Source organism: Phenylobacterium sp. (assembly GCF_036264965.1).
Classification (GTDB): Bacteria; Pseudomonadota; Alphaproteobacteria; order Caulobacterales; family Caulobacteraceae; genus Phenylobacterium.
In genome coordinates, this window is record NZ_DATAPY010000153.1 from 1 (window position 1) to 22,971 (window position 22,971).

Here is a 22,971-nt window from a genome sequence, read left to right on the forward strand (position 1 = left end):
ACCTCAACGACGAGCTGGAGGGCGGGGAGACCGAATTCCTCCGGCTCGGCCTGAGCCACCGGGGCAAGAAAGGCGACGCCCTGATGTTCCGCAACGTGGACGCGCAGGACCGGCCGGACCCCCGCACCCTGCACGCCGGCCGGCCGCCGACCCAGGGCGAGAAGTGGCTCCTGTCGGTCTGGATTCTCGACCGCGCCACGCCCGACAGCCGCGACCCGGGCCTGATGGCGGCGATGGCGGGGCGCTAACCCCCGGCTCCCTTGCCCTGCGTCCCCTTTTCGCGTATACGCGCGCCTCCCCTGGAAGGCGGTCTTGCGCGGACCCTCTTCAAGCTTCCGGTCATGACGGCCGGAACGCCGCGCCAAGAGCCATCGCCCGGACCGGATCTTCCGCCGGCCCGGACGCCGCCTTCCGCAACGGAAGAAGGACATCATGGCGCTTTACGAGCACGTGGTCATCGCGCGGCAGGACATCTCGCCGCAACAGGCCGAAGCCCTCAACGACACCCTCAAGGCCCTCATCGAGCAAGGCGGCGGCTCCGTCGCCAAGATCGAGTACTGGGGCCTCCGCAACCTGACCTACCGGATCAAGAAGAACCGCAAGGGTCACTATTCCCTGCTCGCCATCAACGCCCCCGCCCCGGCGGTGAAGGAGATGGAGCGCCAGCTGTCGATCAACGAAGACGTGCTGCGCTACCTGACCGTGCGCGTGGAAGAGCTGGACCTCGAGCTCAGCCCGGTGCTGGCCCGCCGCGACCGTGATCGCGACCGCAGCGACCGCGGCGAACGCCGCGGCTACGACGACATGGCGATGTAAGGAGCGAGAAAACCATGACCGACGTTACTGCTCCCGAAGCCGCCCCCGCCGCCGGCGGCCAGCGCCGCCCCTTCTTCCGCCGCCGCAAGGTCTGCCCGTTCTCGGGCGCCGGCGCGCCGAAGATCGATTACAAGGACGTCAAGCTCCTGCAGCGCTACATCTCCGAGCGTGGCAAGATCGTGCCGTCGCGGATCACGGCGGTCTCCGCCAAGAAGCAGCGCGAACTGGCCAAGGCCATCAAGCGCGCCCGCTTCCTGGCCCTCCTCCCCTACGTCGTGAAGTAAGGGAGCCAGGCACATGAAAGTCATTCTGCTCGAACGTGTCGAAGGCAAGGGCGCCCTCGGCGATGTGGTCACGGTGAAGGACGGGTACGCCCGCAACTTCCTGCTGCCCCGCGCCAAGGCGCTGCGCGCCAACAACGCGAACATGAAGGTCTTCGAAGGCCAGCGCGCCGAGATCGAAGCGCGCAACGCCAAGGCCAAGGAAGCGGCGGGCCAGTCCGGCGAAAAGCTGGACGGGACCTCCTACATCCTGATCCGCCAGGCGGGCGAAAGCGGCCAGCTCTACGGCTCCGTGGCCGGCCGCGACGTGGCCGACGCGGTGAACGCCGAAGGCGGCACGAAGATCGACCGATCGATGGTCGCCCTCGACAAGCCGATCAAGACGCTGGGCATGCACGACGTGAAGGTCCGCCTTCACGCCGAAGTCGTCGTCACCGTCACCCTCAACATCGCCCGCTCGCAGGACGAAGCTGAGCGTCAGGCGCGCGGCGAGAACATCATCGACACCCAGTTCGAAGAAGACCGGATCGCCACCGAAGAAGCCCAGGCCGACCTGCTCGAAGGCGGCGCGGGTTCGATCGAAGGCAACTACGTCCAGGACTGATCCGGCGCTTAAGCCGGGCGATGGCGAGGCTTAAAGGCCACACCATCGCCGCATCAATGGGGCGCGGAGGCCATCTCCGCGCCCTTTTTTGCGCACTGTGGCTCAAAAGTCATTTACGGCGTTACGACACACCTTAGCTATCCACCGATAGGGCCAGGGCCAGTTGAGCCTGTTGTTCCAGTTCGGGGATAAATCTATGAAATCTCGCATAATTCTGTTCTCTGCAGTCTCGGCTGTCAGCCTCTTCGCTACGGGCGCGCTCGCCCAGAGCAAGACCCCTCCGGCCGCCGGCGCCGCGGTTGAGGAGTTGGTCGTCACCGGCAGCCGCGCCGCCCCTGTGTCACGTCTCGAGACGCTGGCCCCGGTCGACGTGGTCACCGCCCAGTCCCTGCAAAAGCGCGGCTCGACCGAATTGGCCGCCGCCTTGGCCGCCACGGTCCCGTCCCTCGACTTCCCCCGTCCGTCCAACACCGACGGCACGGACTCCGTGCGTCCGCTGACCCTCCGCGGGCAGGGCCCCGACGAGACCCTGGTGCTGATCAACGGCGTGCGCGCCCACACCTCGGCTCTGGTGAACCTCAACGGTTCGGTGGGCCGCGGCTCGGCCGCCGTCGACCTGAACACCATCCCCGAGATCGCCATCGACCGAATCGAAGTGCTGCGTGACGGCGCCTCGGCCATCTACGGCTCGGACGCCATCGCCGGCGTCATCAACATCGGCCTGCGCGAGGCCGACCACGGCGGCGGCGCGACCGCCACCTATGGCGAGTACGTGACCAGCCCGAAGTTCTTCAACGCGGGGACCCGCAACCTAACCGACGGCGCCACGACCACCGTCGAGGGCTGGCAGGGCTTCAAGCTGGGCGCCGACGGCTTCCTGACTGTCTCGGCGGAGTACCGCAACCAAGACCCCACCAACCGCAGCGACCTCGACCCGCGCTTCACGCCGAAGGTGATCGACTCCCGCTTCGGCGACGGCTCGGTCCAGGAATCCACCCTCTACTTCAACGCCGGCAAGCCCCTGGGCGACGGCTGGGAAGCCAAGCTGTGGGGCGGCGGGCAGCTGCGCCACTCGGAAACCGCGGCCACCTTCCGGGCCGCCAACGACGCCACTCAGAACATCCCGTCGGTCTATCCGAACGGCTACCTGCCGCTGATCAACACTCACTCGAACGACTTCAGCATCGGCGGGGCGCTCAAGGGCGAAATCGCCGGTTGGAAGTCCAATTTCAGCGTGGATTATGGCTGGAACAATCTGAAGTACGGGGTCGAGCATACCCTGAACCCGTCGTTGGGTCCGACGTCGCCGCACTCCTTCTACGCGGGCCAGATGACCTACGATCAGACGGTGGGCAACGCCGACTTCAGCCGTGACTTCGAGATCGGCACGGCCGGTCCGCTGAACGTGGCCTTCGGCCTTGAGGCTCGTGACGAGCAGTTCAAGATCGGCGCGGGCGAACCGGGCTCCTACGAACGTGGCGCCGTGGCGCCGACCCTCGCGCTAGGTTCGCGCGGCTTCTCAGGCTTCACGCCGGATAACGTCGTCGACAAGAGCCGGACCAACGTCGGCGCCTACATCGCCCTGGAAGACAAGATCACCAGCTGGTTCACCGGCTCGGCGGCGGTCCGCCAGGAACACTACTCCGACTTCGGCGACGCCACCTCCGGGAAGCTCGCCGGCCGTGTCGACGTGACCTCGGAGTTCGCCTTCCGCGGCAGCGCCGAAAGCGGCTTCCGCGCGCCCAGCCTGCAGCAGGAGTACTTCACGTCGACGTCGATCCTGTTCATCAACGGGATCCCGTTCGACACGGGCACGTTCCCGTCGACCAGCCCGACCGGCAAGGCGCTGGGTGGGCAGCCGCTGTCGCCTGAGAAGTCGAAGAACTATTCCCTGGGCCTAGTCTATCACCACGACCGCCTGGAATTGACGATCGACGCCTACCAGATCGACATCAACAACAAGATCGTCCTGTCCGAGACCCTGACGGGCAGCGCGACGGGGGCGCCGGGCAGCGATGCGCTGGCGATCTTCAACCTCCTGCAGCCCTTCGGCGCCTCGGCGGCTCGCTTCTTCCTGAACGGGGTCAACACCCGTACGCAGGGGATCGACTACTCGCTCAGCTACCGCCTGCCGACCGACCAATTCGGCGACTTCAACTTCCTGGCCTCGGCGAACACCAACGACATCAAGATCACCAAGACTCCGGCCACTCCGGCCCAGATCCTGCCGATCCCGATGTCGCTCTTCGCCCGCCAGAACATCCTGCGGTACGAAGACGGGACGCCCCCCTATAAGGTCACCCTGCAGACCGATTGGTCGAAGGGCCCCTGGGGCGGTACGCTCCGCTCGACCTTCTACGGCGACGTGCTGTCTCCCGGGACGGCGCTCGACGGCAGCCAGGACGTCCACACCGGCCAGCGCAGCCTGTGGGACCTGGAAGCCCGCTACACGTTCCCGCGCGACGTGACCTTCGCGGTTGGCGCCGACAACCTGTTCGACGCCTATCCGCGGCAGGTCCCGCCGTCGCTGAACACGACGGGCGCCGCGCCCTTCACCTCCTTCTCGCCGTTCGGCTTCGACGGCCGGTTCGTCTACGGGCGCCTCAGCATCCAATGGTGATCTGAGCCTCACCCAGAGGCTCAAACACGGATCGGGCGGGCTGGATTTCCAGCCCGCCTTTTTCGTGGGCCCCCTGGCATGGCGAAGCTGTCCACAGGGGTCACTCTATTGTGTGGATGGGCAGCGATGTCGCAGTGATCGGCGGCGCGGCGTTAGGCTATCGATAAGCCATGGCCCTCGTTCCCGCCCTCGACCTGCGTCCCGTGCCCAACGATCCGCCGATCGCCCACGCCCCGGCCAATGTGGAGGCCGAGCAGGCGCTGCTGGGCGCGCTGCTCTACGACAACGCCGCCTTCGAGCGGATCGGCGACTACCTGCAGGCGCGGCACTTCTTCGAACCCTTCCACCAGCGCCTGTTCGCGTCCATCGAGAGCAATATCCGCAAGGGCCAGCTCGCCGAGCCGATCCTGCTGGCCGAGCAGTTCGCCCGCGACGTGGGCTTCGAGGAGCTGGGCGGCGTCCGCTACCTCGCCGACCTCGTCGACCGCGCCCCGCCGGCGGCCAACGCGCCGGACTATGCGCGCGCCATCTACGACCTGGCGCTACGCCGCGACCTGATCCGCATCGGCGGCGACATCGCCACAATGGCCGGCCAGGGCGACGCCGAACTCTCCGCCCGCGACCAGATCGAATCCGCCGAGCAACAGCTCTACAGCCTGGCCGAGACCGGGGGCGTCTCCTCCGGCTTCGTGACCTTCGCCGACGCCCTGCACGGCGCCGTCACCATGGCCGCCGAGGCGCACAGCCGCGACGGCGGCCTGGCGGGCCTGTCGACCGGGCTGATCGACCTCGATTCCAAGATCGGCGGCCTGCATCCGTCCGACCTGGTGATCCTGGCCGCGCGCCCCTCGATGGGGAAGTCGTCGCTGGCCTGCAACATCGCCTTCGACGTGGCCCGCAACTACGCCTGGGAGCCGCAGCCGGACGGCTCGAAGAAGACCGTGCGCGGCGGCGTCGTGGCCTTCTTCTCTCTCGAAATGGCCGCCGAGCAGTTGGCCATGCGCCTGTTGGCTGAAGCCTCGGGCGTCTCCGGCGACCGCCTCCGGAAAGGCGAGATCGACGCCAGCGAATTCGGCCGGGTGCGCGACGCCGCACTCGAGATCCAGGAGGCGCCGCTCTACATCGACGCCACCGGCGGCATCTCCATGGCCAAGCTCGCCGCCCGGGCGCGGCGGTTGAAGCGGATGGTCGGCCTGGACCTGCTGATCGTCGACTACCTGCAGCTGATCACCGGCGGCGACGGCATGAACCGCAACGACAACCGGGTGCAGGAAGTCTCGATGATCACCCAGAGCCTGAAGTCGCTCGCCAAGGAGCTCTCGATCCCGGTGATCGCGCTCGCCCAGCTCTCCCGCCAGGTGGAGAACCGGGAAGACAAGAAGCCGCAGCTCTCGGACCTGCGGGAATCCGGCTCCATCGAGCAGGACGCCGACATGGTGATGTTCATCTACCGGGAGGCCTATTACCTCAGCCGCCTGGAGCCCCGCGAAGGCACCGAAGAACACTTCAAGTGGCAGGAGAACATGGATCAGGTCCGGGGCCTGGCCGAGATCATCATCGGCAAGCAGCGTCACGGCCCGATCGGCAATGTGAAGCTCTCCTACAACGAAGACCTGACCAAGTTCGGCAACCTGGCGCGCGACCACAGCCGCTACGACTCCCACTAGCGCCGCGATGGCTGAGCCGCCAAGGACGCCCTCTGACGCGCGGTTGACGATCGACCTCGACGCCCTGGCCCACAACCACGCCCTGCTGTGCGCCGAGGCGGCGGGCGCGGAGGTCGCGCCGGTCCTGAAATCGGACGCCTACGGCCTGGGCGCGGGACCGGTGGGCCGGCGGCTGTGGGCGGAAGGCGCGCGCAGCTTCTTCGTGGCCCGCCTGAGCGAGGGCGAGGCCCTGCGCGCCGCCCTGACGCCGGACCGGCCGGCTGCGATCTACGTGCTGGACGGCATGACCGAAGGCGCGGAGGATCGCCTGGCCGCCGCCGGTCTGACGCCGGTGCTTTCCAGCCTCTCGCAGATCGCGCTCGCCGCGGCGCGGGCGGCGCGCGACCGACGCCGGCGTCCCGTCGCGCTCAACGTCGACACAGGCATGAGCCGTCAGGGCCTCACCGCCGAAGAGACTCGCGCCGTTGTCCAATCCCTCGACCGTCTGCACGGCTTGGATGTCGGCCTGGTGATGAGCCATCTCGGTTCCGCTTCGGAAGCCGAAAATCCGCGTAACGCCAATCAGTTGTCGAGATTTCTTGAAGCCCGCGCATTGTTCCCGCAGGCCCGCGCCAGCCTGTCAGCCTCGGCGGGGATCTTCCTTGGCCCGGACTATCGTTTCGACGTCGTGCGGCCGGGCATCAGCCTGTTCGGCGGCGGGCCTCTGGAACACCCGGATGCCCGCCTGAAGGCGGTGGCTACGCTCACCGCCCCGATCCTCGACGTGCGCAACTTGCGGCCCGGCGACGTGGTCGGCTATGGCGAGAGCGTGCGGATCGCTGAGCCGACCCGCGTGGCGGTGGTCGGCGCGGGCTACACCGACGGCGTCATCCGTGCGGCCCGCGGCGGCGCCCATGCCTGGTTCGCCGGCGCGCCGCGCAGGATCCTGATCATCAACATGGACATCCTGGTCATCGAGATCGGCGACGCCGACGCGCAGATGGGCGAGCCGGTCGAACTGCTGGGCCCCAACGCCCGGCTTGACGAGCTGGCGGCGGCCGGCGGCACCGTCGCGCACGAAATCCTGGTCCGCCTCAGCCGGCGCGCCGAACGGGTGTATGTGGGCGAGGTTTAGGCCGGATCGGCGCTCACTCCGCGGCCGCAAAAATGTCACTCAAAACTTGACTTCAGCTAATTCCAATGTTCTCTTTTTGTTCGTAACACATCAACCTGAAAAACAGGCCCGCGCCGAGGCCATGCTGGGCGAGATCGCCGAGCTCGCCCTGATGGTGACGCGCGAGCTGGCGGTGCGGCTGCGCGAGAGCGAGGACGTGGAGCAGACGGTGGCGCTCGCCGACGCCTTCCAGAAGACCTCGCGGGTGGTGCGCCTGACGCTCGCGCTGGACTTCAAGCTGGAGCGGGACGCCGCGCGAGAGGCGAAGGAGCTGGCTCGCGAAGCCGAGGCCACGACCTCTGCGCAACCGCCGCTCAGCACGCCGGTCCGCCCGGCCCCCAACCGGATCGAACAACGCAAGAGCCGCGTCCGCAACCTTCTGAACCGCCTGCTCTGGACCGAATCCGAGGGCGAGGAAGAAGACTACGAGGTGCTGTGCGACGACCTCACCGCCCGCCTCGACGAAGCCGCCCGCAGCCCCGACTTCGAGGTTATTCCCATCGAGGTCCTGGCCCGCCGCATGATCGCCGACATGAACCTCTCCGGCGACCTGACCCTCAGTCTCTGCGAGACGCCGGCTCCAGGCGGCGACGAGTCGTCCCGGCCCCCGCTGGCCGACACCGGCTAAACGCGCGCGAAGCGCGCAAGGAAAGAGAACCACGGAAGACACGGAAAGAGCACGGAAGGGGGCCGATCTCAGGCGTCCGAGCCGAGCTCAATCGCGCGCGTCGCGCGCAATCCGTCATCCATCGGCTTTGCCCGATCAGAGCTCCTTCCGTGCTCTTTCCGTGTCTTCCGTGGTTCAAAATAGCTGAGCCTCCGCTTCCGCGGGGTCTCAAAGCGCGAGCCCGTTCGTGGGGTTCGTGGACGATCCTAGTCGATGTGGATCGGGCCGCCGTAGCCGATCACCCGGCTGGTCACGGAGCTGATCACCACCGCCATGATCACCGCCATCAGGCACGTCAGGCCGAAGTAGTTCAGGTTGAGCGCTGGGCTCGACCGCATCAGCTTCGGCAGGCCGAGGTAGAGCAGGTAGAGGCTGTAGAGCGCGCCCAGCAGCGCGAAGAGCCCGCCGACGCTGGGCAACAGCATGAAGACGCCCGCCACCCAGAAGGCCGTGCCCGAATAGGCGGCCACCTTGAAGGCCTGGGTGCGGCTCCGCTCGCCGCCGAACTGCGGCGCGAACTGATCGATGAGCAGCGCCAGCAGATAGACCGAGATCAGGGTCAGCGCGTAAGTGGCGATCGCGTCGCCGACGATGGAGACAATGCCTGGCGGCCCCAGGTGGATGCCGAACAGCTCGACGCCGCGGAACGAGACCAGGCCGATCGCGCGGCCCACCGCGGGGATCACCGCCAGCGGCAGCACCCAGGTGCGGTAGATGCCCTCAATGGACGCCTCCTCGCCGTCAATGACGTCCCAGGTCTCTACAGGATGCAGCAACAGGTTCAGAACGCGCCCGATCAGGCTGTCCGCCGGCGCCTTCGGTTCGACGTCGCTCATTGCAACACTCTCCCACCCTGCCCATCTGCAGCCTATCCGAACGGCGTCATCCGGCAAACGGCCCAAATGTGCGCGGGCGGACCGCGGCGGCAGGTCGGTTAGACTGATCGCCAAATCGAATCAGGAGCTTTCGACAAGTCCATGGCCCGCGACGGCGCCGTCTATGCCTGTCAGTCCTGCGGGGCCGTCCAGACCAAGTGGGCGGGCCAATGCCCGGCGTGTGGCGCGTGGAACACCCTGGTCGAGGAGCTGCAGGCGCGTCCGCCAGGGGCCATGGCGCCCTCCAGGGCCAGCAAGGCGCGCGGCCTCGCCTTCGAGGGCCTGGCCGACCGGACGCCGGCCCCGCCGCGCATCGCCACCGGCGTCGACGAGTTCGACCGGGTCTGCGGCGGCGGCGTGGTTCCCGGCTCGGCGATCCTGCTGGGCGGCGATCCCGGCGTCGGCAAGTCCACCTTGCTCTTGCAAGTCGCGGCCCAGGCGGCCCTGCGCGGCGCCCGCTGCGCCTACATTTCCGGCGAGGAGGCGGTCGAGCAGGTCCGCTCGCGCGCCCAGCGGATGGGCCTGGCCGACGCGCCGGTGAAGCTGGCGGCCGAAACATCGTTGCGCGCGATTTCCGACGGCCTGAAACGCGAGGCCTTCGATCTGGTGGTGATCGACTCCATCCAGACCCTCTGGAGCGACGCCCACGAGGCCGGCCCGGGTTCGGTGACCCAGGTGCGCGCGGCGGCCGGCGAACTGGTCCGCCTGGCCAAGAGCCGTGGGGTCGCCATCGTCCTGGTCGGCCACGTCACCAAGGAAGGGACCATCGCCGGACCCCGGGTCATCGAGCACATGGTCGACGCGGTGCTCTCCTTCGAGGGCGAGCGCGGCTATCCGTTCCGCATCCTGCGCGGCGCCAAGAACCGCTTCGGCGCCACCGACGAGATCGGCGTTTTCGAGATGGGCGATGCGGGCCTGGCCGAGGTGAAGAACCCCTCGGCGCTGTTCCTCAACACCTCGGGCGAACGGGCCGCGGGCGCAGCGGTGTTCGCCGGCATCGAAGGTTCTCGGCCGGTGCTCGTGGAATTCCAGGCCCTGGTTGCGCCCAGCGCCTACGGCACGCCGCGCCGCGCCGTCGTCGGCTGGGATAGCGGGCGCCTCGCCATGGTGCTGGCGGTGCTGGAGGCGCGCTGCGGCCTCAGCCTTGGCGATCGCGACGTCTATCTGAACGTCGCCGGGGGCTTACGGATCACCGAGCCGGCGGCCGACCTCGCCGCCGCCGCCGCCCTCGCCTCCTCGGCCCTCGACCAGGCCCTGCCGCAGGATTGCGTGGTGTTCGGCGAGATCAGCCTGTCGGGCGAGGTCCGCTCCGTCAGCCGCATGGAGAGCCGCCTGAAGGAAGCCGCCAAACTGGGCTTCCGCCGCGCCTTGGGTCCGGCCGAGATGGACGGAAACGGCGGCATGGCCGCGATGGGCGCCGGGCGTCTCAGCGACGCCGTCCGCCGCATCGGAGACGCCTCATGGGGCTAGGCTTCACCCAGTTCGACGCCATCGTCCTCGTGCTGCTGCTCATTTCGGCGGCCATCGGCTTCGCGCGCGGCGCCATGCTGGAGATCGTCTCGCTGTTCGCCCTGGCCGCGGCTACGGCGGTGGCTGTCTTCGGCCTGCACGACGCCGCGCCCATCGCACGGCGCTTCATCCATCCCGACTGGCTAGGGACCGCGGCCGCCCTGGTGATCGTCTTCGTCGTCGTCTTCGTCGCGATCCGCCTGGTGGGCGCGATCATCGTGCGCCAGTTGCAGGAGGCCGAGTTCATGGGCGTCCTGGACCGCAGCCTCGGCCTCTTCCTGGGCCTGGGGCGCGGCCTGCTGGTGCTGGGCGCGCTCAACCTGATGTTCAACGCCGCGACGCCCAAGGACTTGCAGCCCCACTGGATCGTCGGCTCGACCACCTGGCCGCTGGCGCAGAACATGGGTCACCTGCTCACCGCCATGGCCCCGCGCGGCATGGATATCGCAGGGCGGCTGAAACCGGCGTTCGACAAGGCCTGGCATAGCGCCAAGCACGACGCGATAGATGACAGATTGAAGTCAGAAGGCTACGACGCGCGGCAACGCGGCGAGATCGAGGACTTGGTGGAGAAATCCCGATGAAATCGGACGAGCGACGGTCGCCACCCTACCGGGACCCGCTCGACGACAGCCCCCGGCTGGAGTGTGGGGTTTTTGGCGTCTTCGACACCCATGAGGCCGCCGGCCTGACCGCCATCGGCCTGCACGCCCTGCAGCATCGCGGCCAGGAAGCCTGCGGCATCGCCTGCTTCGATGGCCAGCGGTTCCATACCGAACGCCACATGGGCCATGTGGGCGAGGCCTTCGGCGGCGCCGACCTGACCGAGCGCCTGCCCGGCCGCTTCGCCATTGGCCACACCCGCTATTCCACCGCCGGCGGCTCGGTGATCCGCAACGTCCAGCCGATGTTCGCCGACATGGAAGCCGGCGGCGTCGCGCTGGCCCACAACGGCAACCTGACCAACTTCCTGACGCTGCGCGAACAGCTGGTCGCGAATGGTGTGATTTTTCAGTCGACCTCGGACAGCGAGGTGATCCTCCACCTGATCGCCCGCTCGCGGAAAGCCCGCTTCGTCGACCGCTTCATCGACGCCCTGTCGCAGATCGAGGGCGGCTACGCCCTGGTGGCCCTGACCAACAAGAAGCTGATCGGGGTGCGCGACCCCTTGGGCATCCGCCCGCTGGTGCTGGGCGAGCTGGACGGCAAGGCGATCCTGGCGTCGGAGACCTGCGCGCTCGACATCATCGGCGCCAAGTTCGTCCGCGATGTCGAGCACGGCGAAATGGTGGTGATCGACGCTGACGGCGTCACCAGCATCAAGCCCTTCCCCGCCAAGCAGGCCCGGCCCTGCATCTTCGAATACGTCTACTTCGCCCGGCCCGACTCCGTGGTGAACGGCCGCTCGGTCTATGACGTGCGCAAGCGCATGGGCCGCCGGCTAGCGCAGGAGAGCCTGGTTTCCGCCGACGTGGTGGTGCCGGTGCCCGACAGTGGCGTGCCCGCGGCCCTCGGTTTCGCCCAGGAAGCCGGCCTGCCCTTCGAGATGGGCATCATCCGCAACCACTACGTCGGCCGCTCCTTCATCCAGCCGACCCAGGCAACGCGGGAATCCAGCGTGCGCATGAAGCTGTCGCCCAACCGCTCAGTGCTGGCCGGCAAGCGGGTGATCCTGGTCGACGACTCGATCGTGCGGGGCACCAACTCAATCCGCGTGGTGCAGATGGTGCGCGAGGCCGGCGCCGCCGAGGTGCACCTGCGCTCCGCCTCGCCGCCGATCATGTGGCCGGACTACTACGGCATCGACATGCCCGACCGCGATAACCTGCTGGCCGCCAACCACTCCGTCGAGGAGATCGCCAAGATCCTGGGCGTCGACTCCATGGGCTATCTGTCCGTCGAGGGCCTCTACTGGGCGATGGACGCCGCGCCCCGCAATCCGGCCAACCCGCAGTTCACCGACCACTATTTCACCGGCGACTATCCCACGCGCCTCCTGGACCGCGAGATCGCCGAGGGCCGCAACGAGCTTTCGGAACGCCAGCTCTCGTTCCTGGTCGACGCGTAGTGAGCGACGCGAAGTCAGGCGGCCTCCTCAGCCGCCTGAAGGTCGACAGATATCTCCTGCTGATCATCTCCATGGTGGTCGCGGCTTCGTTCCTGCCAGCGCGGGGCGAGGCCGCGGTCGCCTTCGGCTGGGCGACCAAGGTCGCTATCGGCCTGGTGTTCTTCCTGCATGGCGCTAGGCTCAGCCGCGAGGCGGTGATCGGCGGCCTGACCCACTGGCGGCTGCACCTGGTGGTGCTGGGCGCGACCTTCGCCCTCTTCCCGCTGCTCTGCCTGGGGCTGGCCGCGCTGCCGGCCTGGATCATGCCCTCGGCCCTGGCCGGCGGCGTGGTGTTCCTGGGCTGCCTGCCCTCCACGATCCAGTCCTCGATCGGCTTCACGGTGATCGCCCGGGGCAATGTCGCCGCCGCCGTCGCCGCAGCATCCGCCTCCAACCTGCTTGGCATTGTGCTGACCCCGATCCTGGTGGGCCTGTTGCTGCACGCCAAGAGCGCCATCTCGCCGAGCTCGGCCTGGTCGATCGTGGCCCAGCTCCTCCTGCCCTTCGTGGCCGGCCAGGTTCTGCGCCGGTGGATCGGCGGCTGGGTGACGCGCCACGCCAAGCTGGTGCAGATCGTCGACCGCGGCTCGATCCTGCTGGTGGTCTACACCGCCTTCTCCGGTGCGGTCGTCGAGGGTGTCTGGTCGCAGATCAGCGCACTCGATCTTGTGCGCCTGCTGATCGTCTGCGGGGTCCTGCTGGCCGCGGTCCTGGCCGCCACCTACTTCACCGCCCGCGCGCTCGGCTTCTCCAAGCCTGACGAGATCGCCATCGTCTTCTGCGGCTCGAAGAAGAGCCTGGCGAGCGGGGTGCCCATGGCGGGCGTGCTGTTCCCGGCCGCCACGGCGGGCCTGGCGCTCTTGCCGCTGATGCTGTTCCACCAGATCCAGCTGATGGCCTGCGCGGTGATCGCTCAGAGGTACGCCGGCCGGACCCTATCGGACGAGGTGGAAGCCTAGTCCGTGTAGGACGTGCAGGTCACATGCGCGGTCGGGTCCATGCCCATGAGCTGATTGATCCGCCATCCGTCGGGAAATTTGCGCACGAAGTAGAGCGAGGCCCGCTCCGTCGGCGGCAGGGCCGAGCCGTCCTTCTTCAGCCGCGAGAAGCGAAACTCCACGACCGACTGGGTCGGCGTGATCATACAGGCCTTGAGGCTGATGATGTTGGAGTGGTCGTAGCCCTGAGCTTTCAAGCGATCGAACTCTGCCTGCAGGCCCGCCTGGGTCCCCATCGGATTGGAGGCGTCTAAGCGGTAGATCCGTTCGGTGACCGCCTTGGCGTCATGGGCGTTCCAGAGCGTGAGGTAGCCCTTCATGAATGCCTCGACCTCCCGGCCTCGCTCGTCGGCGCGGGCCGACGCACAGGCCAGGGTCATAGCGAAGGTCGCGCAGGCGATCGTTATCAGATGTCTCATCGGCGGCGGTCCCCACGCTCGTGCGCGCCAAGCCTAACACGAGTCCGCGCCGCGGGCGCCTGACAGGCCGGCGCAGACCCGCTAGACACCCGCCCCATGTCCCTTCCCCTTCATGACAAGATCGCCCTCGTCAGCGGCGCCAGCCGTGGGATCGGCCGCGCGTCCGCCCTAGCGCTCGCCAAGGCCGGCGCCCATGTGGTCGCCGTGGCCCGCACCGAGGGCGGCCTGACCGAACTCGACGACGAGATCCGCGCCACCACGGGTCAGCCGGCGACCTTGGTCCCGCTGGACATCGCCGAGGGCAATGGCCTCGACCAGCTGGGCCTGGCCCTGCACCAGCGGTTCGGCCGCCTCGATGTCCTGGTCCATGCCGCGGGCATCCTCGGGCCGATGACGCCGGTGGGCCATATCGAGCCCAATCATTGGGACAAGGTGGTGGCGGTGAACCTGACCGCCACCTACCGCCTGATCCGCGCCATGGAGCCGCTGCTGCGGGCCTCCGAGGCCGGACGCGCCATCTTCCTCACCACCGGCCGCGTGGCGCGTCCCAAGGCCTTCTGGGGGCCCTACGGGATCACCAAGGCCGGGGTGGAGCACATGGTACGCACCTGGGCCGACGAGCTGGAGCAGACGAACGTCCGCGCGGTCCTGCTCGATCCCAACACCATGCGCACCAAGATGCGCGCCGAGGCCATGCCCGGCGAGGATCCGGAGACGGTCACGCCGCCGGAAGAGATCGGGCCCTTGATCGTCGAGCTGGCGCAGGCCGACCTCGGCCCGCCCAACGCTAACGTGGTCTTCGCGGACTGGAAGGCCCGCGGGACGCTCGCTTCGGCTTGACGCCCGGCCGGTTCAGCTTGGCGGTGCGCCCGCGCGGCGCGCCGGGTTTGGCCTTGGCGCCCTGCGGCTTGGCCTTGCCATGAAGCTTCGGCTTGCCGGAGGCGCCGGCCTTGGCCTTGGTTGAGGCGGCGATGCGGGTCTTGGCCTTCAGGCCGGTGGTCGGCAGCGACTCGCCGAACGGCGCACGCGCCGAGCCCTGGCCCGACTTCTCTTCGCCCTCGGCGTAGGGGTTCTTGTTCGACTTCACCGTCACCCGAATCGGCACGCCCGGCAGGTCGAAGCTCTCTCGGATCGAGTTGACGAGGTAGCGGCGATAGCTCTCCGGCAGCTGATCGGCGCGGCTGGAGAACAGCACGAAGGTCGGCGGCCGCGACTTGGTCTGGGCCATGTACTTCGGCTTGATCCGCCGCCCGTTCACCGCCGGCGGCGGGTGGCGCTCGACAGCCATGCGCAGCCAGTCGTTGAGGTCGCGGGTCTTCACCTTGGTCGACCAGTCGTTGTGCACCTTGAAGACCGCCGGCATCAGCTTTTCCAGGCCGCGGCCGGTTTCCGCGGACAGGGCGATGATCGGCGTTCCACGCACCTGCGGCAGCTGGCGCTGCGCCTCTTCAATGAATTCCGCGAGTTTCGCCTGCGGGTCCTCGACCAGGTCCCATTTGGCCAGGACGAAGACCAGGCCACGGCCCTCGCGCTCGACCAGGTCGGCGATCTGGAGGTCCTGGATCTCAAACGGATGGGTCGCGTCCATCACCAGGATCACCACCTCGGCGAAGGTGATGGCGCGGATGGAATCGTGGGTGGAGAGCTTCTCCAGCTTCTCCTGCACCCTCGCCTTGCGCCGAAGCCCGGCGGTGTCCACCAGCCGGATCGAGCGGTCGCCCCAGGTCCAGTCCACGGGAATCGCGTCGCGGGTGATGCCGGCTTCGGGTCCGACCAACATCCGGTCCTCGCCAATCAGCTTGTTGACCAGGGTCGACTTGCCGGCGTTGGGGCGACCGACGATGGCGATCTTCACCGCCTTGTCGCCGTCCTCATCCTCGTGGTCGCTCTGGTCCGGGGCGACGGCGATCAGCGCCGCATAGAGGTCCGCCATGCCTTCCCCGTGCTCGGCGGAGATCGGCACCGGCTCGCCCAGGCCCAGGCCGAAGGCTTCCAGGATGCCCTGATCGCCCGCCCGGCCCTCGGCCTTGTTGGCCGCCAGCACCACCGGCATGTCGCGCCGGCGCAGGATCTCGGCGAACACCTCGTCGATCGGCGTCACGCCGTCGCGGCTGTCGATGACGAACAACGCCACGTCCGCCTCGTCGATGGCGAGTTCGGTCTGGATACGCATCCTCGCTTCGAGGCTGTCGTCCGTCAGGTCCTCGAAGCCGGCGGTGTCGATCAGCTCGAGATCCAGGTCGCCGATCCGTCCGGTGCCGAAGCGCCGGTCGCGGGTCACCCCCGGCTGGTCGTCGACGATGGCGAGCTTGCGCCCCGCCAGCCGATTGAACAGCGTGGACTTGCCGACGTTGGGACGCCCGACGATCGCGAGTTTCAGCGCCATAGCGTGAGCATAGACCTATTGGTCAGCGCAGCGCGATCAGCTGGCCGTTGTCGGTGACCACATAGACCATATTGCCCGCCGCGATGGGTCCGATCAGCACCGGCGCCCCGACGGTGACCTTGCGCTCGACCTCTCCGGTCTTGGCGTTAACCGCGGCGACCACGCCTTCGGACGAGCCCAGGACCAAGCGGTTGTTGACCAGGATCGGGTTGGTCCACAGCGGCTTCGGAATGGTGTGCGCTCCGATGCCCCACAGGCCGCCCTTCTTCTTGACCACATAGCCGGCGTTCATGTCGTGGACCCAGTAGATCTGGCCGCTCTCGCGCGCTGCGCAGATCAGCTTGCCGTCGACGGCCACCACATAGACCACGTCGCCCGCGGGCAGCGGCGAGGTGATGCCCACCACCGGCAGGCTCCAACGCGCCGTACCGGTGCGCAGGTCGGTCGCGGCGAAAACGCCGGAGTGACTGACGGCGAAGACGTCGCCGCCATAGATCACCGGCCGGCCGGGGATGTCGCGGATCTCCGACAGCGCGCTGGTGCGACTGGCGCGGGACAGCGCATTGTTCCACAGGTCGTTGCCGTTGGCGGTGCGCAAGGCGATGAGCTCGCCCGAGCCGAACGACGCCACCACCGTGTCGCCGATCACCGCCGGGCTCGAAGCCGACAGGATGCGCGCCGATTCCGACAGGGCCTGATAGGTCCAGCCCGGCGCGCCCGTGGCCGCGTCGAAGGTCAGGAGGGTGTTGTCCAGCGCCACCGTCATTACCCGGCCGCCGACCACCGTCGGCGCGCCGTGGATCGGCTGTTCTGTGCGCGTGCGCCAGCCGACCTTTCCGGTCGCGGCGTCCAGCTGCGCCACCAGGCGGAAGCCCGAGGTCACATAGAGCTTGCCGTCGGCGAAGGCGACGCCGCCGCCGAAGCCTTCGCGGTCGCGCTTGTTGTCGTTGGGCCGCATGTTGATGCGCCAGACCTCGGCGCCGGTCAGGGCGTCGTGGGCGCTGACGCCGGCCTCGGCGTCCAGAGTGAACACCTTTCCGGCGGCCTCCACCGGCGGCCCGATGATCAGCTCACCGTCCTTGGAGCCCCTGCCGATGCCCTTGCGCCAGGCGATGGCCAGGTTCGGGGCGGCGTTGGCGTTGCCCACCGACTGTTCGGGCGTGCCGCCCGGCAGCGGCCAGGAGGTCACGGTCTCGACCGGCGGCAGGGCGAAATCGACGCCCTTCAGGGCCTCGGCCGGCTCCAGCTTCTGGTCGGCGGAGATAATCGAGATGCGATCGCCTTCGCTCGCCACTTCCTTCGGCGTCGAGCCATGGAAGGGGTTCAGGCGACTGACCGTCGAGCAGGCGGTCGCGCCCAGCGCCACCACCAGCAGGACGGCGGGGAAAATCTTGCGGCTGAAGGTCATTGCGGAGCGGTCGCCTGGTCTTGTTCCGGCGGGGCCAGGCCCATCGGCACGCCGCCGGGGCCAACCAGCATCGGCGGCGGCATGGCCAGCGCGGCCTTCACCGTCGCCGGCACGGCCTTGGCCGATCCTGTATCGATCAGGTCCATGGCGGCCTTGGCCCGCTGGCGGGCGCCTTCCGGCGCGTCCAGGGACTGCGAAATCACGATGAAGTCGCGCTTCGCGCCGGCGGTGTCGCCCTTCATCAGCTTGGCGAAGGCCAGGGCCTCACGCGCCTGCACCCGATAAGGATGCCCGTCTTTCATCAGCGGCCCCAAGCGCCCCTCCACTTCCGAGAAGGGAGCGGTGTCGAGGATCGCGAAGGCGGATTTGAGGCGCGCGGCGTCACCCAGGATATCATCCGGCGCGGCGCCGGCCGCCTGGTCGAACAAACCGACCGCGGCCTTGATGTCTTCCGGCTTGCCGCCGGCGAGCTTGACGCCGCCCAGCTGCATCAGCGCGAGCGCCCGGTAGGCCTTGGCCGGCGACTTCGAAAGGTCGCCCCAGATCTGCTGCGCCTTGGCCCCATCGCCCTGCGAGGCCGCGATCAGCGCGGCGGAATACTGTTCCGAAGCCTTGTCGGTGATCTGCTGATTGTATTGCTTCCAGCCCCAGACGGCCAGGAAGGCGACCAGCACCGCGGCGGCCACGGCGAGCGCCCACGGCGCGGCCTTGCGCGCAAGAGTCCGGTAGCGGTCGGAGCGAAGCTGCTCCTCGACCTCTTCAAACAGATCGGTCAATCGGGGACTCCGGATAGAATTTCAGCGCGGCGTTTCAGAGGCGCGGAACCTATAGCGCCCCGCTCCGCGCCGCAACCGATCCGCCCGCCCTTGCGATGCGCGGCCGGCAAGCAGCGGACAGGGCTCTAGATTTCGCCGATCACGCGGGTCAGCACGAAACCCATCATGATCACCGCCAGGCCCGCCGCCACCCACACCACCGCCCCGCCGCTGGACACCGCGGTGATCCAGTCGGCGCTGGTCGAGAGGTGATTGAGGCTGGTGGACAGGAAACGCGCGGAATCGCCCGCCGTCTCTACCCGCTGGAAGAGGCCCGAAACCATCAGCTGGCTCGCGCCGATCACGCCGCCGACCACGCCGGCCGCGCCGATCAGCCACCGCCGCGCCGTCCAACCGGCGTCGAGCCGGCGCTCCACGCGCTCAGCGAAGGCTCCGGCGTCGGCCAGCTCCGGCGATTCCGCAAAAAGGCGCTCGAGGCGACGCTCGAATTCGAGTTCAGCCATTGCCACGCCTCCCTTCAAGAACGACGCCGTGGTCCGGCGCCAGTCGCGTTCTGAGTTTTTCCAGACCACGTTTGACATGGGATTTGACCGTTCCGAGTGGCAGGTTCAAGGCCTCAGCCGCCTCCGTGTGAGAAAGTCCGGCGCCGAAGCACATGCTGACGCAAAGCCGTTCGGCCTCGCTCAGCGCCTTGAGCGCCTCTTCAAGGTCGATGTTCGCGTCGGCGTCGCCGCGCGGGACCTCGGGTTCATCTTCGATCGCCTCGGCGGTCATGAGGCTCAACCGCCGGTCGCGCTGCAGGCGGCGCAGATAGATCCTGGCCGCGATCTTCTTCACCCAGGCGGCGAACGTCCCCTCGCCGCGGAATTCCGCGATCCGCTCGAAGGCGGTCAGGAAGGCGTCCTGGGCCACGTCGTCGGCCTCCGCCCCTTGTGCGCCCATCCGGCGCAGAACGCCGCGCACGGCCGATCCGTGACGCCGCACCAGCTCCCCGAAGGCGCGCCGTTCCCCGGTCGCCGCGAAGCCGCAAAGCTCCACGTCATGCGAACTGGCGAACCTGGAATGTCTTGCGCCCGGCATTGGGCTGCTCCCCCGGCTAAGCCAGCGCCTAGCTCTTGGTGCGGTTGATCAACGCCAGCGCAATGAACGCCAGGCCGATGAACACGGGGAACGCCGCGACGGCGATCATGGGGATGGTGGATTCCGGCTCCTCGTAGCCAAGCGCGATGCCCATGGCGACGAAGCCCAGGCCGACGCCCAGCCAGATGATGCCGGTGCGCAGGTCGCGGCTCGCCGAAGGCTGCGGGCGGATGTTGATGTTGCGCGCGGCGTTTTCCATGACCTCGGTGGGCATGGCCTGACCGCTTTCGATGGCGGCGCGCAGGGTTTCCTGCACCCGCATGCGTTCCTGCGAGCGCAGCCAGAACGGCACGATGATGACGGCGGAAATCGATCCGAAGATGATTCCGATGATGAAGATGGCTTCCATATCAGGTCTCTCTGTTGTCCCTCGTGACGGACCGATCTGGCCTGTCTCTCGTAGGGAAAGAGACCTAGGCCGTGGCCATCAGATGCAAGTTGTAGCGTGAAACCTTGTTCATGATCCAAGGCCTAGCGCCGCCGCCGGGCGTCCGCCGCTGAGGATCATGGTGGCGCAGAAGGCCAGGGCGATCGCGCCCAGCGCCGGCGCAAGCCCTTGGCTGACCGCGACCAGTGCCGTCTGCAGCGTCGGCCACACGAACCACATGGCGCCTGCGCCCACGATGCTGACGCCCGACAGCATGGCCACGTCCTCGCGGAAGCGCCGGCGCATGACCTGTTCCATCACCGCCGTGGAGAAGGCCATGTCGCGGGCCGGAGGTTCGTCCTGTGCGAACAGGGTCTTCAGGCGGTCGTCAGCTTGCGTCATCGCACACTCCCAACGCTTGCAAGAGCCGCGCACGGCCCCGCGATACATGGCTTTTCACAGTTCCCAGCGGGATGTCGAGGGCTTCGGCGGCCTCGGCGTGGCTGAAATCGGCCGCTAGGCAAAGCGCCACGCAAGCCCTTTGTTCCGACGGCAAATCCGCCATCGCCTTCTCCAGCGCGATCTTGTCCTCGGCCGCCGCGTCCACGGTAGCGTCGCGGTCGTCTTCATAGGCCTGCGCCCGGACCCGCTCGCGGCTGGCGGAGCGCATGGCCGTCAGGTGCTTGTTGTAGCCGATGCCGCAGAGCCAGGCCCTGACGCTGGCGCCGGCCTTCAGCCGTCCGATCCGCGACCAGGCCGCCAGGAAGGTCTCCTGCGCCAGATCATCGGCCGCCGCCCAGTTCCCGCAGGCCCGGCGCAGGAAGGCGCGCACGGCCTGCTGGTGGCGCTCGACCAGCCGCGAGAAGGCCTCGGCCGAACCGCCTTGGGCGGCGGCGACCAGCGCTTCATCGAGGCTCGCCGGGGACATCAGGGCCGGCTCATTTGTTCCGGAAACTGGAGCCGATCAGGGCGAACACCAGATTGCCGCAGCAGACAATGGTCAGGATGATCGCCACCAGGCGGAAGGGCGCGAAAGTCCCCGGCCAGTCCGACCACTCCGAGGCGAACCAGAACCCCGCGGCGATGGCGCCGGTCACGAACACGCTGCGCCACTGCCAATAGGGTCCGTAGCGGTAGTAGTTGCGGTACATGCGACGCATGTAGCGCGGGCCGCCCCAGCCATAGCCGTAGGGGCCATAAGGACCGCCAGGTCCGCCGGGGCCATAGCCGCCGGGCGCTTCGCCGTTCATGTCGTCGCCGACCCCGCGAACCAGCTCCGGCGGTGGCTCCTTGCCCTGCTCGGCGTAGTGCTTGAGCAGGTCCAGGTGATCGCGGCTGCGCTTGTAGGCCAGCCAGCGGTCCCACGCGCCGAACACGAAGGCGCCGATTGGAAAGAGCAGCCACCAATAGCTGCGGAAGAAGTCTTCCATGAGCTTGCGCTCCCTGATCGATGCGGCGGCCCAAACCCTGTGCGGTCCGCCCTTTGCCCCATAGTCGCCGCCGACCCTGGGAACGGATGCAGGCTGAGCCTAGCCCCTTACGCGCGCGTCAGCCACGTCCCGGGCGGGTGGGCTTGGGCGTTGGGGCGGGCCGTGCGCAACTAGCCCAGGCGCGCCGCGTAGATCTCCGGCTTGAAGCCCACGATCAGGCCAGCGTCCGTTTCCAGCACGGGCCGCTTGATCATCGAAGGCTGGGCCAGCATCAGCCCGATGGCCTTGGCCTCAGTCAGGTCGGCCTTCTCGGCGTCGGGCAGCTTGCGGAAGGTCGTGCCGGAGCGGTTGAGCAGAACCTCCCAGCCGATGGCCTTGGCCCAGCCTTCCAGCCGCGCGCGGTCGACGCCGGCGGCCTTGTAGTCGTGGAACGCATAGGCGACGCCGTGGTCGGCCAGCCAGGCCCGGGCCTTCTGCATCGTGTCGCAGGCCTTTATGCCGTAGATCGTCGTCGTCATGCGTCCCCTGGGGTCAGGCTGTCGGGCGGTACTTCCGCACGGCCAGATACCCCAGGATCACGAACACCACCAAGGTCGCGCCCTGCGCGGCCACGAAGGGCGGCTCCGTGCCCTTCGGCGCCAGCGCGTTCAGGGTGGGGACCTTGGCGAAGGCCTGCACCACCAGGACGAAGACGTTCAGATAGAGCGCGATGGTGGCGGTGATCACATAGACTGGCCGCCAGACGCCGGCGAGTTTGCCCAGGTAGAGCGCGGCTAGGGCGATCGCCAGGTCGACCAGTGAAATCACGCCGACGATATGCGGCGGGCCGACCATCTTGGAATGGAAGAAGAACCCGCCGACGCTGGTGAGCACGGTGGTGAACAGGAACAGCGCCGTGACCGCGGGCAGGCGCCGGTTGCCGTCCATGGCCAGAAGCACGACCAGGCCCGACAGAATGGCGACGATGCTGATGATGACATGGAGCGTCGTGTACGCCCCGACCGACAGTCCGAGGATCATGTCCCGCTCCCGCGCTTCCTCCGCCTTCTATGAGGCGATGGCGGAGCCTAGCAGCGGTGCGGCGGCGGTCACAGTCACGCTTGCTTCAACAGCGGCCAGCGGCCCAGGACCTCCTGGCGCCCTTCGCCGAAGGGACTGTCGAGCAAGACGAACTCCTGCGCCCTCCAGCCGATCGGCTCGACGAACGCCTTGGGGATTTCGCGCTTGTCCCAGAGCAGGCTCACCTGCGGCCAGATCTCCGGCTGCCGCCGCGGCGCCATCGATCCGATCGCCAGCGCCTTGTGGATCGCGGTGTGCAGCAGGTCCACGCCGATCACACCCTCATCGCCCAGCAGCACCAGCGGATGCGGATCGCCCTTCCAGCTCTGGACCTGGTTCAGCGTCACCTGGAACGGCGCCGCCGCAACCTTGTCGGCCAGGCCGATCGCCTTCTCCATGACCGCCCGCGTCGGCGGCCCGCGGAAGGTCCCGACGAAGTTCAGCGACAGGTGCAGGCGCGGCGCCGGCGTCGGCCGCCCCTTCAGGCCGTGCCGTTGGCGCAGGTCGGCGGCCAGCCGCACCATCGCCTCGGCCGCCTCGGCGTCCGGCTGCAGCGCAAAGAAGACCCGATGTTCCGGCGAGACGGCGCACTCCCAATCGGCGGGCAAGCGCGCGCCGACGCAGACGTCTACAGGATCGCACGCGCCGCGTGGACTCAAGCGATAGGCGCCGGCGCCTACGGGCTTGAC

26 protein-coding genes and 1 pseudogene are annotated in these 22,971 nt (G+C 68.1%); 13 read left to right on the forward strand and 14 right to left on the reverse strand.

Going from position 1 to position 22,971, the window contains the following annotated elements:
- From VHS75_RS20370 to VHS75_RS20405, 8 genes and pseudogenes are all read left to right on the forward strand, one after another.
- On the forward strand, nt 1–248 hold a 248-nt coding region (locus VHS75_RS20370), incomplete at its 5' end, for a hypothetical protein (RefSeq protein WP_329640452.1).
- A 184-nt stretch (nt 249–432) separates the two neighbouring features.
- Nucleotides 433–782: pseudogene (gene rpsF, locus VHS75_RS20375) on the forward strand (30S ribosomal protein S6); the annotation flags it as partial.
- Between the two features lie 48 nt (nt 783–830).
- Nucleotides 831–1,100 carry a 30S ribosomal protein S18 gene (gene rpsR / locus VHS75_RS20380; RefSeq protein ID WP_329640454.1) on the forward strand — a complete coding sequence of 90 codons (270 nt, stop codon included), beginning with the start codon at nt 831–833 and terminating at the stop codon, nt 1,098–1,100.
- Between the two features lie 13 nt (nt 1,101–1,113).
- The gene (gene rplI, locus VHS75_RS20385; protein WP_329640455.1) at nt 1,114–1,701 is read left to right on the forward strand and encodes a 50S ribosomal protein L9; all 588 of its coding nucleotides are present in this window, start codon (nt 1,114–1,116) and stop codon (nt 1,699–1,701) included.
- Between the two features lie 196 nt (nt 1,702–1,897).
- Nucleotides 1,898–4,321 (forward strand): TonB-dependent receptor, encoded by a 2,424-nt coding sequence (locus VHS75_RS20390; RefSeq protein ID WP_329640456.1) that lies wholly within the window; start codon nt 1,898–1,900, stop codon nt 4,319–4,321.
- Nucleotides 4,322–4,491: 170 nt separating this feature from the next.
- Nucleotides 4,492–5,988, forward strand: a complete 1,497-nt coding sequence (locus VHS75_RS20395; protein ID WP_329640457.1) for a replicative DNA helicase — start codon at nt 4,492–4,494, stop codon at nt 5,986–5,988.
- A gap of 7 nt (nt 5,989–5,995) precedes the next feature.
- Nucleotides 5,996–7,102, forward strand: coding sequence for an alanine racemase (gene alr / locus VHS75_RS20400; protein WP_329640458.1), 1,107 nt, complete (start codon nt 5,996–5,998; stop codon nt 7,100–7,102).
- Between the two features lie 121 nt (nt 7,103–7,223).
- A complete protein-coding gene (locus VHS75_RS20405; protein WP_329640459.1) occupies nt 7,224–7,769 on the forward strand; it encodes a hypothetical protein in 546 nt (181 codons plus the stop codon).
- 245 nt (nt 7,770–8,014) lie between these two features.
- Here VHS75_RS20405 and VHS75_RS20410 read toward each other — a convergent pair whose 3' ends face one another.
- On the reverse strand, nt 8,015–8,644 hold the full coding sequence (locus VHS75_RS20410) for a Yip1 family protein (protein ID WP_329640460.1): 630 nt from the start codon (nt 8,642–8,644) through the stop codon (nt 8,015–8,017).
- A gap of 141 nt (nt 8,645–8,785) precedes the next feature.
- Between VHS75_RS20410 and radA the strand changes: the two genes are divergently transcribed.
- From radA to VHS75_RS20430, 4 genes are read left to right on the forward strand one after another with little or no spacing between them, the layout of a single operon-like run.
- On the forward strand, nt 8,786–10,153 hold the full coding sequence (gene radA / locus VHS75_RS20415; RefSeq protein WP_329640461.1) for a DNA repair protein RadA: 1,368 nt from the start codon (nt 8,786–8,788) through the stop codon (nt 10,151–10,153).
- A complete protein-coding gene (locus VHS75_RS20420; protein WP_329640462.1) occupies nt 10,144–10,776 on the forward strand; it encodes a CvpA family protein in 633 nt (210 codons plus the stop codon). The genes radA and VHS75_RS20420 overlap by 10 nt, the downstream gene beginning before the upstream one ends.
- Complete coding sequence (gene purF, locus VHS75_RS20425) at nt 10,773–12,260, forward strand: amidophosphoribosyltransferase (protein WP_329640463.1); 1,488 nt, start codon at nt 10,773–10,775, stop codon at nt 12,258–12,260. The genes VHS75_RS20420 and purF overlap by 4 nt, the downstream gene beginning before the upstream one ends.
- On the forward strand, nt 12,260–13,258 hold the full coding sequence (locus VHS75_RS20430) for a bile acid:sodium symporter family protein (RefSeq protein WP_329640464.1): 999 nt from the start codon (nt 12,260–12,262) through the stop codon (nt 13,256–13,258). Before purF ends, VHS75_RS20430 begins: the two co-directional genes overlap by 1 nt.
- On the opposite strand, the gene VHS75_RS20435 is transcribed toward VHS75_RS20430, so the two are convergent.
- The gene (locus VHS75_RS20435; RefSeq protein WP_329640465.1) at nt 13,255–13,716 is read right to left on the reverse strand and encodes a hypothetical protein; all 462 of its coding nucleotides are present in this window, start codon (nt 13,714–13,716) and stop codon (nt 13,255–13,257) included. The two genes, VHS75_RS20430 and VHS75_RS20435, sit on opposite strands and share 4 nt — an antisense overlap.
- Nucleotides 13,717–13,812: 96 nt before the next feature.
- On the opposite strand from VHS75_RS20435, the gene VHS75_RS20440 reads away from it, so the two are divergent.
- On the forward strand, nt 13,813–14,556 hold the full coding sequence (locus VHS75_RS20440) for an SDR family NAD(P)-dependent oxidoreductase (protein ID WP_329640466.1): 744 nt from the start codon (nt 13,813–13,815) through the stop codon (nt 14,554–14,556).
- Here the strand turns inward: VHS75_RS20440 and der are convergent.
- From der to VHS75_RS20500, 12 genes are all read right to left on the reverse strand, one after another.
- Nucleotides 14,504–16,102, reverse strand: a complete 1,599-nt coding sequence (gene der / locus VHS75_RS20445; protein WP_329640467.1) for a ribosome biogenesis GTPase Der — start codon at nt 16,100–16,102, stop codon at nt 14,504–14,506. The genes VHS75_RS20440 and der overlap by 53 nt on opposite strands.
- Nucleotides 16,103–16,124: 22 nt before the next feature.
- The gene (locus VHS75_RS20450; protein ID WP_329640468.1) at nt 16,125–17,510 is read right to left on the reverse strand and encodes a PQQ-like beta-propeller repeat protein; all 1,386 of its coding nucleotides are present in this window, start codon (nt 17,508–17,510) and stop codon (nt 16,125–16,127) included.
- Nucleotides 17,507–18,286 (reverse strand): tetratricopeptide repeat protein, encoded by a 780-nt coding sequence (locus tag VHS75_RS20455; protein WP_329640469.1) that lies wholly within the window; start codon nt 18,284–18,286, stop codon nt 17,507–17,509. Before VHS75_RS20455 ends, VHS75_RS20450 begins: the two co-directional genes overlap by 4 nt.
- Before the next feature lie 125 nt (nt 18,287–18,411).
- Nucleotides 18,412–18,789 (reverse strand): hypothetical protein, encoded by a 378-nt coding sequence (locus VHS75_RS20460; protein ID WP_329640470.1) that lies wholly within the window; start codon nt 18,787–18,789, stop codon nt 18,412–18,414.
- A complete protein-coding gene (locus VHS75_RS20465) occupies nt 18,782–19,366 on the reverse strand; it encodes a sigma-70 family RNA polymerase sigma factor (protein WP_329640471.1) in 585 nt (194 codons plus the stop codon). Before VHS75_RS20465 ends, VHS75_RS20460 begins: the two co-directional genes overlap by 8 nt.
- A gap of 28 nt (nt 19,367–19,394) precedes the next feature.
- Nucleotides 19,395–19,775 (reverse strand): DUF6249 domain-containing protein, encoded by a 381-nt coding sequence (locus VHS75_RS20470; protein ID WP_329640472.1) that lies wholly within the window; start codon nt 19,773–19,775, stop codon nt 19,395–19,397.
- Nucleotides 19,776–19,883: 108 nt separating this feature from the next.
- Nucleotides 19,884–20,195, reverse strand: a complete 312-nt coding sequence (locus VHS75_RS20475) for a hypothetical protein (protein ID WP_329640473.1) — start codon at nt 20,193–20,195, stop codon at nt 19,884–19,886.
- Nucleotides 20,182–20,721, reverse strand: a complete 540-nt coding sequence (locus VHS75_RS20480) for an RNA polymerase sigma factor (RefSeq protein WP_329640474.1) — start codon at nt 20,719–20,721, stop codon at nt 20,182–20,184. The genes VHS75_RS20475 and VHS75_RS20480 overlap by 14 nt, the downstream gene beginning before the upstream one ends.
- A 10-nt stretch (nt 20,722–20,731) precedes the next feature.
- Complete coding sequence (locus VHS75_RS20485) at nt 20,732–21,223, reverse strand: hypothetical protein (protein ID WP_329640475.1); 492 nt, start codon at nt 21,221–21,223, stop codon at nt 20,732–20,734.
- A 170-nt stretch (nt 21,224–21,393) separates the two neighbouring features.
- A complete protein-coding gene (locus tag VHS75_RS20490) occupies nt 21,394–21,741 on the reverse strand; it encodes an ArsC family reductase (RefSeq protein WP_329640476.1) in 348 nt (115 codons plus the stop codon).
- Between the two features lie 13 nt (nt 21,742–21,754).
- Nucleotides 21,755–22,243, reverse strand: coding sequence for a hypothetical protein (locus VHS75_RS20495; protein WP_329640477.1), 489 nt, complete (start codon nt 22,241–22,243; stop codon nt 21,755–21,757).
- Nucleotides 22,244–22,317: 74 nt separating this feature from the next.
- Entirely contained in the window at nt 22,318–22,890 is a 573-nt protein-coding gene (locus VHS75_RS20500) for a 2'-5' RNA ligase family protein (RefSeq protein ID WP_329640478.1), read from the reverse strand.
- Nucleotides 22,891–22,971: the final 81 nt, after the last annotated feature.